Origin of the sequence: Pseudomonas sp. Z4-20, from assembly GCF_051131955.1 — a bacterium.
In the GTDB taxonomy this organism is placed as follows: Bacteria; Pseudomonadota; Gammaproteobacteria; order Pseudomonadales; family Pseudomonadaceae; genus Aquipseudomonas; species Aquipseudomonas marvdashtae.
Genome location: NZ_CP071641.1, coordinates 803,847 through 816,204, shown reverse-complemented (window position 1 = coordinate 816,204; position 12,358 = coordinate 803,847). Strand labels below are relative to the sequence as shown.

Annotated in this window: 12 protein-coding genes; 7 read left to right on the top strand and 5 right to left on the bottom strand. The window is 61.9% G+C overall.

Annotated elements, in window-relative coordinates:
• The first annotated feature begins 219 nt into the window (after positions 1 to 219).
• Positions 220 to 1,233, top strand: a complete 1,014-nt coding sequence (locus tag J3P82_RS03905) for a zinc-binding alcohol dehydrogenase family protein (protein ID WP_434560856.1) — start codon at positions 220 to 222, stop codon at positions 1,231 to 1,233.
• A 155-nt stretch (positions 1,234 to 1,388) separates the two neighbouring features.
• Positions 1,389 to 1,559 (top strand): hypothetical protein, encoded by a 171-nt coding sequence (locus J3P82_RS03900; protein WP_434560854.1) that lies wholly within the window; start codon positions 1,389 to 1,391, stop codon positions 1,557 to 1,559.
• Between the two features lies 1 nt (position 1,560).
• On the opposite strand, the gene J3P82_RS03895 is transcribed toward J3P82_RS03900, so the two are convergent.
• Positions 1,561 to 2,763, bottom strand: coding sequence for a multidrug effflux MFS transporter (locus J3P82_RS03895; protein WP_434560852.1), 1,203 nt, complete (start codon positions 2,761 to 2,763; stop codon positions 1,561 to 1,563).
• Between the two features lie 93 nt (positions 2,764 to 2,856).
• Positions 2,857 to 3,054 (bottom strand): heavy-metal-associated domain-containing protein, encoded by a 198-nt coding sequence (locus J3P82_RS03890; RefSeq protein WP_434560850.1) that lies wholly within the window; start codon positions 3,052 to 3,054, stop codon positions 2,857 to 2,859.
• Between the two features lie 148 nt (positions 3,055 to 3,202).
• Here J3P82_RS03890 and J3P82_RS03885 point away from each other — a divergent pair, with 148 nt between their 5' ends.
• The 3 genes from J3P82_RS03885 to cueR all read left to right on the top strand — a co-directional run bounded on the left by J3P82_RS03885 (position 3,203) and on the right by cueR (position 6,522).
• Positions 3,203 to 3,586, top strand: coding sequence for a hypothetical protein (locus J3P82_RS03885; protein WP_434560848.1), 384 nt, complete (start codon positions 3,203 to 3,205; stop codon positions 3,584 to 3,586).
• Between the two features lie 129 nt (positions 3,587 to 3,715).
• A complete protein-coding gene (locus J3P82_RS03880) occupies positions 3,716 to 6,112 on the top strand; it encodes a heavy metal translocating P-type ATPase (RefSeq protein WP_434560846.1) in 2,397 nt (798 codons plus the stop codon).
• Positions 6,109 to 6,522, top strand: coding sequence for a Cu(I)-responsive transcriptional regulator (cueR, locus tag J3P82_RS03875; protein ID WP_434560844.1), 414 nt, complete (start codon positions 6,109 to 6,111; stop codon positions 6,520 to 6,522). Before J3P82_RS03880 ends, cueR begins: the two co-directional genes overlap by 4 nt.
• 78 nt (positions 6,523 to 6,600) lie before the next feature.
• On the opposite strand, the gene J3P82_RS03870 is transcribed toward cueR, so the two are convergent.
• Together J3P82_RS03870 and J3P82_RS03865 are read right to left on the bottom strand one after the other, a co-directional pair.
• A complete protein-coding gene (locus tag J3P82_RS03870; RefSeq protein WP_186641802.1) occupies positions 6,601 to 7,494 on the bottom strand; it encodes a PA4780 family RIO1-like protein kinase in 894 nt (297 codons plus the stop codon).
• A 210-nt stretch (positions 7,495 to 7,704) separates the two neighbouring features.
• A complete protein-coding gene (locus J3P82_RS03865; protein ID WP_434560842.1) occupies positions 7,705 to 8,496 on the bottom strand; it encodes an AraC family transcriptional regulator in 792 nt (263 codons plus the stop codon).
• A 79-nt stretch (positions 8,497 to 8,575) separates the two neighbouring features.
• Between J3P82_RS03865 and J3P82_RS03860 the strand changes: the two genes are divergently transcribed.
• Positions 8,576 to 9,604 (top strand): bile acid:sodium symporter family protein, encoded by a 1,029-nt coding sequence (locus J3P82_RS03860; RefSeq protein ID WP_434560841.1) that lies wholly within the window; start codon positions 8,576 to 8,578, stop codon positions 9,602 to 9,604.
• On the opposite strand, the gene J3P82_RS03855 is transcribed toward J3P82_RS03860, so the two are convergent.
• Positions 9,591 to 10,868 carry an acetyl-CoA C-acetyltransferase gene (locus J3P82_RS03855; RefSeq protein WP_434560840.1) on the bottom strand — a complete coding sequence of 426 codons (1,278 nt, stop codon included), beginning with the start codon at positions 10,866 to 10,868 and terminating at the stop codon, positions 9,591 to 9,593. The genes J3P82_RS03860 and J3P82_RS03855 overlap by 14 nt on opposite strands.
• 136 nt (positions 10,869 to 11,004) lie before the next feature.
• Here J3P82_RS03855 and J3P82_RS03850 point away from each other — a divergent pair, with 136 nt between their 5' ends.
• Positions 11,005 to 12,357 carry a 3-oxoacyl-ACP reductase gene (locus tag J3P82_RS03850; RefSeq protein WP_434560838.1) on the top strand — a complete coding sequence of 451 codons (1,353 nt, stop codon included), beginning with the start codon at positions 11,005 to 11,007 and terminating at the stop codon, positions 12,355 to 12,357.
• Position 12,358: the final 1 nt, after the last annotated feature.

Sequence of the window (12,358 nt, the reverse complement as noted above, 5' to 3'; positions counted from 1 at the left end):
GCCGATACAGGCGGCCGCTAGTATAAGCGTGTGGGCCAAGGTTGCCTGTCCTCCGGAAACCTTTGGAGGCGATTGTTGGTGAGGGAAAAGTCTCTATTTACCAGCGACTAATGGTCATTATCAAAAAATCGCTGAAAGACCCTGTTGGTTTAGCCACTTTTATCTCGAATTCAAATGACCAAACATGGCCGCCAACATACCCACTCACGGAGCCACTTCATGAAAGCCATTGCGTACTACCGATCCCTGCCCATCAGCGATTCGCAATCGCTGCAGGACATCGAGCTGCCCACCCCCGTCGCCGGCCCCAGGGACTTGCTGGTGGAAGTCAAAGCGATTTCAGTCAACCCCGTCGATACCAAGGTCCGCCAAAACGTACAGCCTGAGGACGGCGTGGCCAAGGTGCTGGGCTGGGATGTGGCGGGCGTGGTCAAGGCGGTTGGCAACGACGTCACGCTGTTCAAGGCGGGTGACAAGGTGTTCTACGCGGGCTCCATTGCCCGCGCCGGTGGCAACAGCGAATTGCACGTGGTGGATGAGCGCATCGTCGGTCATATGCCGAAGATCCTCGGTTTTGCTGAAGCCGCCGCGCTGCCGCTGACGTCCATTACCGCCTGGGAACTGCTGTTCGACCGATTGCAAATCAACGAAGGCCAGGACGATCAGGGCCAGAGCCTGCTGATTGTCGGTGCCGCGGGCGGCGTGGGATCGATCCTGACACAATTGGCCAGCCAGCTCACCGGCCTGAAGGTCATCGGTACCGCTTCCCGCCCACAGACAGAGGAATGGGTACGAGGCCTGGGCGCCGACCTGGTGGTTGACCACAGCCAGCCGTTGGCCGAGGTCCTCAAGAAAGCGGGCCTGGGCCATGTGACCCACGTCGCCAGCCTGACGCAGACCGACCAGCATCTGGACCAGTTGGTCGAAGTCCTCGCACCCCAAGGCAAACTGGCGCTGATCGACGATCCCAAGTCCCTTGACGTGACCAAGCTCAAGCGCAAGAGCCTGTCGTTGCATTGGGAATTCATGTACACCCGCTCACTGTTCGAGACCGCCGATATGCTTGAACAACACAAACTGCTCAATCGCGTCGCCGGGCTGATCGACGCCGGCACGCTGAAGACCACCGTCGGCGAGCATTTCGGCACCATCAATGCCGAAAACCTGCGCCGGGCTCATACATTGCTTGAGAGCGGGAAGGCCAAGGGCAAGATTGTGCTTGAGGGGTTCTGATTGCGGGGATGGGCAAGCCAGATACCTGGCTTGCCCATCCCCGTATGGAAACCTGCACCGTCAGTCCGACAATTGACCGTCGTCACAACTGCGCCCGCATTCCGGTCTACACTCGAGGCCTTTGCAACGCAGTCTTTTACACGAGGAGGTCAGCAATGAAGATCCTGATAAAAGCAGTGGCAAAATCCCAATGGCAAGTGCGCCTTGACCAGCATGTCGTGACCTTTCGCACCGAGGCCGAAGCCCAGGCTTTCGCCAATACCCTGCAAGCGCGCATTCATGCGCCACATCATTTTCCCGAGCATCAGCAGCGCGCGGCCGGTTGAATCAATCCGGCTGGCCCGCCTGAGCGAGTGCCTGGGCATCCTGCAGACGGCGGGTCAGCATTGCCGCACCCACCACCAATAGTCCGCAGAGGCTGATGACGATCGCCATCGGCACCGCGGTGCCATCATGCAGCGCCGCCACCAGGGCAGCAGCCCCGGCAGCCACCGAAAACTGCAAGCACCCGAGCATTGCCGAAGCACTCCCGGCCCGGGCGCCCTGCCCGTTCATGGCGCACGCAGAAGCATTTGGAATGATGCAACCCAGGCTGGCGATGCAGATGAACAATGGAATCAATAGCGGCCACAATTGCTCCGGCTGCATGGCGCTGACAGCCAACAGGCTGAGCCCGGCGAGCAGGTAGACCCATACCGCGCGGGTCAGCAGGAATGCTGGGCCGCGCTTGGACAACAGACGCGCATTGACCTGCGCAACCAAAATGAAGCCCGCCGCGTTGGTGCCGAACAGCCAGCCGAAATGTTCGGCCGGCACGCCATAGAGTTTGATGAAAACGAACGGCGAACCGGCGATGTAGGCAAACATCCCGGCAATCGCAATACCACCCGTCAGGGCATGCCCCAGGTAAACCGAGTCTTTGAGCAGCCGGCCATATTGACGCAACGCACCGGACAATGGTTGGCGAGGTACATGGTCCGGCAAGCTTTCAGGCAACCACAAGGCAACCGCCGTTGCCGCGAATGCACTGAACACTGTCAAGCAGATGAAAATCGATTGCCAACCGTGCAAGTTCACCAGCAGGCCGCCGAGCATCGGCGCGAGGATCGGCGCCAGGCCCATCACCAGCATCAGTTGCGAAAACACCTTGGCCGAGCCCACCGCGTCGCATTTGTCGCTGACCACCGCACGCGAAATCACCATCCCCGCGCATCCGCCCAAGGCCTGGACGAAGCGCGCGCCAATCAGCCATTCGAGGCTCGGCGCATACGCGCAGGCCAGGGAAGCCACGGTGAACAAGCCGACGCCGGTGAGCAAAGGCACACGCCGCCCAAAGCGATCCGCCACCGGCCCATAGGCCAATTGCCCGAGGGACAGCCCGAGAAAATAGGCCGCCAGGGTCAGTTGGATATGGTTTTCGTCGGTTCCGAAGGCAGTTGCCATCGCCGGAAAGGCCGGCAGATAGAAATCGATCGCCAAGGGACCGAAAGCGCTCAAGGCGCCAAGAATCAGAATGGTACGGAGGTTCATCGGGCGTCCAGCTCAGGTCAGTCGGCAGCCCGACAGTCTAGCCGGGCTCGACGCTCTTGAACATTCCGATAGGTCGCTAACGATTAAAATGTTTCAAGCAGGACTGACTTCATATCCTTCTTCTTGGATTGCCTGAATCACGGCATCGGGCGACAACGTGCTTTGGACTTCAACGGTCTTGGCGCCCAGATCGATCTTTACTTCGGCTCCCGCGTCTTTGGTCTGAAGAGCCTGGGTAATGGCCTTGACACAATGACCGCAGGACATTCCCTGAACACTGAATATCTGCATGAAATGACTCCTTGGAATTGAGGTTGCCTGAAGTTTCAAGCTTGCCATCATGGCAAGGTCAAGTTCTGGCGAAAACTGCCGGGCTGGCAATCGGCGTCGCGCTCGGCCAAGCTGCACTTATCAAGGATTTCACACCGGAGGTTCAGCCATGCGCTGGTCAGCGTTCAGTCTGTTTTGCATGCTCGGTTTTTCAGCGGTGGCCCCCCAGGCGTTGGGCGCCGGCGAGGATTACGGCGTGTTGATCATTTCTCGCGAGCGCCTGGAGGTGTCCACCAATTGCGAAATCGGCATCTACATCCAGGATCAGCTCTCGGCTAGGCTATTCCAGGAGCAAAGCACCTCGTTCAACCTGCCACCGGGCCAGTTTTCCCTGCGCCTGAAGCTGTTGCCAGGCCAGGCCCCGGGCTGTAATCCGGGCATGCTCGCGCCTGGATCGCAGAACATCACGCTCAAGGCCGGCGATATTTTGAAATACCGCATCGCCATGACTGAGCAAGGTATGTACCTCAAGCAGGCTGATCTCGGTTACTGACCCGTCATAAGCGAAGGGCGCGGGTTTGCCCCGCCCCCCAGGGTTTGAGTCACTCCTGAAGACTGGCGCTTGACCTTGCCAGCATGGCAAGGTTGATCCTGTGGTCATCCACTACAGGGAGCCTGACCCATGCCCGAATCCACTACCTTCGATCTGCCGATCTCCGGCATGACCTGCGCCAGCTGTGCCGGACGGGTCGAGCGCGCCTTGAGCAAAGTCGCTGGCGCTAGCGCCGTCAGCGTCAACCTGGCAACGGAACAGGCGCGGATCCAGGCACCCAAAGAAAGCCTGCCGGCCTTGATGCAGGCGGTTGAGCAGGCAGGCTATAGCGTTCCCGTCCAAACCCTGGAGTTGAGCATCGAAGGCATGACCTGCGCCTCTTGCGTCGGCCGGGTCGAACGGGCGCTGGCTAAAGTCGCCGGTGTCAACCGTGCCAGCGTGAATCTGGCCAATGAGCGCGCGCACCTCGAATTACTTGGGCAGGTCGATCCGCAAAGCTTGGTCGAGGCGGTCAAGCGCGCCGGTTACGACGCCAGCGTCTGGCAAGCCGAGCAGCCTCCTCCCACAGCACAAACCGATCATCTGAAGCGTGAGCGCTTGGCCCTGGTCCTGGCGATTCTGCTGTCCATCCCGCTGGTATTGCCGATGTTGCTGGAGCCGCTTGGCGTGCACTGGATGCTGCCGGCCTGGGCGCAGTTCGCCTTGGCGACGCCGGTGCAATTCATCTTCGGTGCGCGTTTTTACCTTGCAGCGTTCAAAGCTGTCCGCGCCGGCGCGGGGAACATGGACCTGCTGGTAGCGTTGGGCACCAGCGCCGGCTATGGCCTGAGCCTCTATGAATGGGCAACGGCCCGGCCGGCCAGCATGCCGCACTTGTACTTCGAGGCGTCAGCCGTGGTGATTGCCTTGGTGTTGCTGGGCAAATACCTGGAAAGCCGCGCCAAGCGACAAACCGCCAGCGCCATCCGCGCCCTTGAAGCCTTGCGACCGGAACGGGCGATCCAAGTCATTGACGGAGAGGAACGCGACGTCGCGATCAGCGCCCTGCGTTTGAATGATCAGGTGCTGGTCAAGCCCGGCGAACGCTTTCCGGTGGACGGCGAAGTGCTGGAAGGCCAGAGCCACGCCGACGAAGCGCTGATCAGCGGCGAAAGCCTGCCGGTGCCCAAGCAACCCGGCGACAAGGTCACCGGCGGCGCCATCAATGGCGAAGGCCGCTTGCTGGTGCGCACCCAGGCACTGGGCGCCGAGACCGTGCTGGCGCGCATCATCCGCTTGGTGGAAGACGCCCAGGCGGCCAAGGCGCCCATTCAAAAGCTGGTGGACAAAGTCAGCCAGGTATTCGTCCCGGTCGTATTGGTGCTGGCGCTCGCCACGCTGCTCGGCTGGTGGCTGTACGGTGCGCCGCTGGAGACGGCGTTGATCAATGCCGTTGCCGTGCTGGTGATCGCCTGCCCGTGCGCCCTGGGCCTGGCGACGCCGACGGCGATCATGGCCGGCACTGGCGTCGCCGCGCGTCACGGGATTCTAATCAAGGACGCCGAGGCGCTGGAGCGCGCCCACGCCGTCAACACCGTCGTGTTTGACAAGACCGGGACCTTGACGTCCGGCACGCCGCGCATCGCTCACTTGACCGCGCTCGACGGCGACCGGGACACGCTGCTGAGGTTGGCGGGTGCCCTGCAGCGGGGCAGCGAACATCCACTGGCCAAAGCGGTGTTGGACGCCTGTGCCGAGCGAGGCTTGAACGTACCGGATGTCAGCGATAGCCAATCCCTGACCGGACGCGGCATCGCCGGCAGCCTCGATGGGCGCCGCCTGGCCCTGGGCAATCGACGTTTGCTGGAAGAACTCGCGCTGAGCCCCGGTTCGCTGGGCGAGTCGGCGCAGGCTTGGGAAAGCGAAGGCCGGACGCTGTCCTGGCTGATCGAACAAGGCACGACACCTCGGGTCCTGGGCCTGTTTGCCTTCGGCGACACGCTCAAGCCGGGGGCTCTCGCTGCGGTTGAAGCCTTGGACCAGCGGCATATCGCCAGCCACTTGCTCACGGGGGATAACCACGGCAGCGCCCGGGTTGTCGCCCAGGCGCTGGGCATCACCAGCGTCCACGCCGAAGTATTGCCGGCCGATAAATCCACCATCGTCGAGCAATTGAAAAGCCATTCGGTGGTCGCGATGGTCGGCGACGGTATCAACGACGCTCCAGCACTGGCTGCCGCAGACATCGGCATCGCCATGGGCGGCGGCACCGACGTAGCGATACACGCCGCTGGCATCACCCTGATGCGCGGCGATCCGCGCCTGGTACCGGCGGCGCTGGACATCAGCCGCAAGACCTACGCCAAGATCCGCCAGAACCTGTTCTGGGCCTTCGTCTATAACCTGATCGGCATCCCGTTGGCGGCGTTCGGCCTGCTCAACCCGGTGCTGGCCGGCGCAGCCATGGCGCTGTCGAGCGTCAGCGTGGTGAGCAATGCATTACTGTTGAAGTTCTGGACGCCCAAGCACTTGGAGGACAAGCGATGAACATCGGCCAAGCGGCCCGCCAGAGCGGGCTGAGCGCGAAGATGATCCGGTATTACGAATCCACCGGCCTGCTCAAGCCAGCCCATCGCACGGACAGCGGTTATCGGATCTATGGCAAGGAGGACCTGCACACGCTGGCCTTCATCAAGCGTTCCCGGGACTTGGGGTTTTCTCTGGAGGAAGTCGGCAAATTGCTGACCCTGTGGCAAGACCGCCAACGCGCCAGCGCCGACGTCAAGACGCTGGCGCGGCAACACATCGACGACTTGAACCAGAAAATCCGCGAACTGGCCGAACTGCGCGACACCCTTCAGGACCTGGTGGATCATTGCCACGGCGACCATCGCCCGGACTGCCCGATCCTCAAGGAACTGGCATCGGGATGCTGCAAGGAAACAGCGCAAGCCTGAGCACTGGACAGCAGGCGCTGAGTGGAGGCGTTGCCCTAACAAAAAACCCGGCCGGGGCCGGGTTTCGTGATCAACCGTTCACTGCATCCACGGCGGAGGCGGTTCTTCGGTCTTGCCGGGCGGCGCATCGTCGGCCGCGCGTACGGCCTGGCGACGTTCCTCGTCGAGGCGCGCGGCTTCGATCTCGCGCATGATCCCGCCGACATCTGCCAGCTCTTCCGGCTCGTCGAACTCACCGGTCAACACGCTGGCCGGGTGCAGGGTGCCGGCCTCGAACAGGGCCCACATTTCCTTGGCGTACTTGGTGCGTTTCAGCTCCGGAGCGAACCGGCCAAAGTAGGATGCCATGTTGCCAACATCCCGCTCCAGCATGCTGAAGGCGTGGTTGTTGCCCGCGGCATCCACCGCTTGCGGCAAATCGATGATGACCGGGCCGGTCGGCGTGAGCAGCACGTTGAACTCCGACAGGTCGCCGTGCACCAGACCGGTACACAGCATCAGCACGATCTGGGAGATCAGGAATGCATGGTATTCACGGGCCTGGTCCGGCTCCAGCACCACATCGTTCAGGCGCGGCGCGGCATCGCCGTACTCGTCGGCCACCAGTTCCATCAGCAGCACGCCCTCCAGGAAGTCGTACGGCTTGGGGACTCGCACGCCAGCGCTGGCCAACCGGAACAGCGCGGCCACTTCGGCATTCTGCCAGGCGTCCTCGGTTTCCTTGCGCCCGAACTTCGACCCTTTCGCCATGGCGCGGGCCTGACGGCTGTTGCGGACCTTGCGGCCTTCCTGATATTCGGCCGCCTGGCGAAAACTTCGCTTGTTCGCCTCCTTGTAGACCTTGGCGCAACGTAGCTCGTTGCCACAGCGCACCACATAAACAGCTGCTTCTTTACCACTCATGAGTGGGCGCAGCACCTCGTCGACCAGACCGTCTTCGATCAGGGGTTCAATGCGTTTTGGAGTCTTCATCAGCTTTTATTCTGGGTCCTTTATTACCAAACACGCGAATGACAGGTCGTTATACGGCAATCCTCCCCTCTCGGGGAGGGGGGCCGACCTATGAACCTCGGATGCACACACTGTGCCGGCTCAGATCAACCGAGCCAAATCATAGCCGAGACCGGGTGCGGCGCTGCTAAATGAATATGCAGGCATTTGCGACAAGAGCTGACAAATGGATCAATGCTTGAACAGTTCGCCCGGTGTAAAACCGAACAGCCCCTTGAATGCCGCAATGAAAGCGGACGTTGAATCATACCCACAGGACAACGCCGCGCCGGTCACGCTGTCGCCTTTTTCCAGCGATTGCAAGGAAGACAACAATCGCATGCGCTGGCGCCAGGCGCGGAAACTCAGACCGGTTTCACGCTGAAACAACCGCATCACAGTCTTTTCCGACGTGCCCAGGCGTTCGGCCCAGGCTTGCAGCGTCACGCTGCCTTCAGGCTGTTCGATCAATTCATTGCACAGTTCCAGCAAACGAGCGTGACGGGGCAATGGCAGGGAAAAGCCCACTTCCGGCAGTGCTGCCAGTTGATCCAGCAGAACCTGGGCCAGGCGTGCTTGCTCGGTATCGCCCTCGGGGTACGTGGCGGGAAACTGACAGAACGCCTTGATCAGCTCCCGCGCCAATGGCGTGACTTCCAGCACCCGACAGCGGTCCTCGGCCCACGGGCACGCTTGGCGATGGACGTAAAGACTGCGCATTTCCGCGCGCATGGAGGACACGACATGATGCTCCAGGTCCGCCGGAATCCAGATCCCCCACTGCGGCGGCGCAAAGAAACTCCCCTCGGCGGTATGGACGCCGAGCACGCCGCTGATCGCATAGGAAAATTGCACCCAATCGTGGCGGTGAACCGGCGTCCATGATCCGGCGTTCAAACTTTCGACCCGGGCATAAAGCGGCCTGGGCAGTTCCGTCAGGTCGGGAATGCGTCGTTCGAGCTGTTGGTGTCCGTTAGTCGGCATTGATTGGCCTTATGTCGCAAGACGACTGTGTAAGGCGACGTTAGGCTAAGTCGACTTCTCTTTCAACGCGCGGTGGCTTATGCACATCCTCCAACATCTCAAACGCATGGTGACCGACTGGTTCCTCTGCGGCATGTTGCTCGCCACGCTGCTGGCTTACTTTTTCCCCCGCTTTGGCGCCACTGGCGGTGCCATGCATGCCGAGTGGGTGGTCAATATCGGCATCTTCGTGGTGTTTTTCCTGCATGGGGTCAATCTGTCCGGCGAACAGATCCGCCATGGCTTGAAGAACATCCGCCTGCACCTGATGGTGCAGGGCTTTACGTTTGTCGTGTTTCCGCTGATCTGGTTGCTCAGCAACTGGTTGTTGCGCAGCCATGTGCCGGCGCTGTTGATGCTGGGCTTCTTCTATTTGTGCGCGCTGCCGTCGACCATTTCTTCGTCAGTGGCCCTGACCGGCAGCGCGGGCGGTAACGTGCCGGCGGCGATTCTCAATGCCAGCCTGTCCAGTGTGCTGGGGATTTTCCTGACACCATTGTTGGTCAGCCTAGTGGTCGGCAGCGGTGCCGGTGGCATCGACCTGGATCCGACACTGCTCGATCTCTGCCTGATGTTGCTGCTGCCGCTGGTGCTCGGGCAGTTCCTGCGGCGCTGGCTGGGCGGTTTTTTCGCCCGCTACAAACGCTACACCAACGTCATCGACAAGCTGGTCATCCTGCTGCTGGTCTACGCGGCGTTCTGTAATTCGATGGTGTCGGGGATCTGGCAGCAGCAAGGCAATAGCGTGCTGCTCAGCGCGGCACTGGGCAGCGCCGTGTTGTTGGCCGTCATTTTGTGGATGACCACCCGAACCGCCCGCGCCCTGCGGTTCAGCAACGCCGATGAAATCGCTGCGGTGTTTTGTGCCAGCAAGAAATCCCTGGCGGCCGGGGTGCCAATGGCGGCGCTGATCTTCGGCAACAACCCCGGGCTTGGGCTGATCCTGTTGCCGATCATGATCTATCACCCGCTGCAATTGATCGTTTGCTCGATCCTCGCCGAACGCTACGCCAGCCGCCAGCGAGCGCAAGCGACTCGGCCGCGCGAAGCCATCGTCAGCGCTCGATAATCGCCGTCACACCTTGGCCGGCGGCCGCACAGATGGATATCAGCCCCCGGCCCTTCCCCGCCGCGTCCAGCAATTTGGCCAGGTTGGCGACGATCCGTCCGCCGGTGGCGGCAAACGGGTGACCGGCCGCCAGTGAGCTGCCTTTCACGTTCAACCGGCTGCGGTCGATGGCACCCAGCGGCGCGTCGAGGCCCAGGCGGGTCTGGCAATAGTGCGCGTCCTCCCAGGCTTTCAACGTGCACAACACCTGGGCGGCGAATGCCTCGTGAATCTCGTAGTAATCGAAGTCCTGCAACGTCAGGCCGTTGCGTGCCAACAGCCGTGGCACGGCATAGACCGGCGCCATCAGCAAGCCTTCGGCGCCATTGACGAAATCCACCGCGGCCGTTTCGCCATCGCGCAGATACGCCAGGATCGGCAGCCCGCGGGCCTTGGCCCATTCCTCACTGCCCAACAATACCAGCGAGGCGCCATCGGTCAGCGGCGTGGCGTTACCCGCCGTCAATGTGCCCTTGGCGCTTTTTTCGAAAGCCGGTTTCAGCGAGGCGAGCTTTTCCAGGGTCAGGTCCGGACGCAGGTTGTTGTCGCGGGTCAGGCCGAGAAAAGGTGTCATCAAATCGTTGTGCCAGCCTTCGGCATAAGAAGCGGCCATTTTCTGATGACTTTCCAAAGCCAGCTGATCTTGTTCTTCGCGCAGAATCTGCCACGTCTGTGCCATCAATTCGCAGTGTTGCCCCATGTTCAGGCCCGTGCGCGGTTCGTTGATGCGCGGCAGGTCGGGGACCAGATGCTGGGGGCGCAATTGCAAGAACGCCTTGATCTTGTCGGCGGTGGTCTTGGAGCGGTTGGCTTGCAGCAGAATCCTGCGCAGCCCTTCATTGACGCCGATCGGTGCGTCGGAGGTGGTGTCCACGCCCCCGGCGATAGCGCTGTCGATCTGGCCCAGGGCGATTTTATTGGCCACCAGCAGCACGGTTTCCAGGCCAGTACCGCAAGCCTGCTGTACATCGTAGGCTGGAGTGCTCGGCGACAGCCGCGAGCCAAGCACGCATTCGCGGGTCAGGTTCATGTCCCGTGAAAACTTCAGCACCGCCCCCGCTGCCATTTCGCCGATATGCTCGCCGTGCAGGTTATAACGCTCGATCAAGCCCTCGAGCGCGGCCGTCAGCATTGCCTGGTTGCTGGCGGTGGCATAGGGCCCGTTGGAACGGGCGAAAGGAATGCGGTTACCGCCGATGATCGCGACGCGGCGTAGCTGTGCCATGGAAAACTCCCTGTGTATGCCCGAAACTGTCAACAATAGCCTGCCCCGGCCTCAGCTTAGGCTTTATCCAGGCGATCGAACGACTGATTGCCAAACATGGTCCACACTTGGAACCTCATCAGCCGGAGTGTGTTCCATGTCAGACCGTTACATAGACTTCGCCAATTCGCCCATTGGCCTGCGTCTGGTTGGCGCTCTCGGCCTGCCATCGCCGGTACGCCTGGAGCGTTGGCAAGCCGGGCGCCTGCGGCCAATCGAGGGCGCCCTGCTGCTGGGCGGCGGCCCGTTGGCCGAACAGGTCGGCGCGTTCGCCAAGCGCCTGACCGACGCCATTTTCATCTACGGGGGCGAACCGACGCTGGCGACCGAATGGATTCCCGGCCACGGCCCGAAGATCAAGGCGGTGGTGTACGACGCCAGCCATCTGGTGCAGGTTGACCAGCTCAAGCAGCTGCGCGAATTTTTCCAGCCACTGATGAAAAACCTCGACCACAGCGCCCACGTCGTCATCCTCGGCCGCACCCCGGAAAGCCTCGGCGATCCGTTTGCTGCCAGTGCCCAGCGGGCCTTGGAAGGTTTCAGCCGCTCCCTGGCCAAGGAGCTGCGCAACGGCGGGACGCTGCAATTGCTGTATGTCGGCGACGGTGCCGAAGCGCAGCTCGAAGGCGCCCTGCGGTTCTTCCTGTCGCCGAAAAGCGCCTACGTTTCCGGTCAAGTCATCCGCCTCAAGGCCTGTGAGACCCAGGTCCAGGATTGGACTCGACCGCTGACGGGGCTCAAGGCGCTGGTTACCGGCGCGGCGCGCGGCATTGGTGCGTCCATTGCCGAAACCCTCGCCCGTGATGGCGCCGACGTGATCCTGCTGGACGTTCCGCAGGCCAAGAGCGATCTCGAAGCGTTGGCTGCGCGCCTGAGCGGGCGCAGCGTGACGCTGGACATCTGTGCCGAAGACGCAGCCACGCAGTTGATCGGACATTTGCCCGACGGCGTCGATATCGTGGTGCACAACGCCGGCATCACTCGCGACAAGACCCTGGCCAATATGACCCCGGAATTCTGGGATGCAGTACTGGCGGTCAACCTCAACGCGCCGCAAGTGCTCACCAAGGCCCTGCTCGACAACGGCACCCTGCGCGATAACGGCCGGGTGATTTTGCTGGCGTCCATCAGTGGCATCGCCGGCAATCGCGGCCAGACCAATTACGCCGCAAGCAAGGCCGGGCTGATCGGCCTGGCACAGGCCTGGGCGCCAGCCTTGCAGGCGCGAGGGATCAGCATCAATGCGGTGGCGCCAGGCTTCATTGAAACGCGCATGACCGCCGACATTCCCTTTGGCCTGCGCGAAGCCGGGCGGCGCATGAGTTCGCTGGGCCAGGGCGGCTTGCCTCAGGATGTCGCCGAAGCCGTGGCCTGGCTCGCCCAACCGGGAACCGGCGCCGTCACCGGACAAGCGCTGCGAGTCTGCGGACAAAGCCTGTTGGGGGCATGAC

Coding starts and splice junctions, on each gene's coding strand:
- J3P82_RS03905 (WP_434560856.1), top strand. CDS start 220: ATGAAAGCCATTGCGTACTACCGATCCCTGCCCATCAGCGATTCGCAA.
- J3P82_RS03855 (WP_434560840.1), bottom strand. CDS start 10,868: ATGGCACAGCTACGCCGCGTCGCGATCATCGGCGGTAACCGCATTCCT.
- J3P82_RS03880 (WP_434560846.1), top strand. CDS start 3,716: ATGCCCGAATCCACTACCTTCGATCTGCCGATCTCCGGCATGACCTGC.
- J3P82_RS03865 (WP_434560842.1), bottom strand. CDS start 8,496: ATGCCGACTAACGGACACCAACAGCTCGAACGACGCATTCCCGACCTG.
- J3P82_RS03870 (WP_186641802.1), bottom strand. CDS start 7,494: ATGAAGACTCCAAAACGCATTGAACCCCTGATCGAAGACGGTCTGGTC.
- J3P82_RS03900 (WP_434560854.1), top strand. CDS start 1,389: ATGAAGATCCTGATAAAAGCAGTGGCAAAATCCCAATGGCAAGTGCGC.
- J3P82_RS03850 (WP_434560838.1), top strand. CDS start 11,005: ATGTCAGACCGTTACATAGACTTCGCCAATTCGCCCATTGGCCTGCGT.
- cueR (WP_434560844.1), top strand. CDS start 6,109: ATGAACATCGGCCAAGCGGCCCGCCAGAGCGGGCTGAGCGCGAAGATG.
- J3P82_RS03890 (WP_434560850.1), bottom strand. CDS start 3,054: ATGCAGATATTCAGTGTTCAGGGAATGTCCTGCGGTCATTGTGTCAAG.
- J3P82_RS03885 (WP_434560848.1), top strand. CDS start 3,203: ATGCGCTGGTCAGCGTTCAGTCTGTTTTGCATGCTCGGTTTTTCAGCG.
- J3P82_RS03860 (WP_434560841.1), top strand. CDS start 8,576: ATGCACATCCTCCAACATCTCAAACGCATGGTGACCGACTGGTTCCTC.
- J3P82_RS03895 (WP_434560852.1), bottom strand. CDS start 2,763: ATGAACCTCCGTACCATTCTGATTCTTGGCGCCTTGAGCGCTTTCGGT.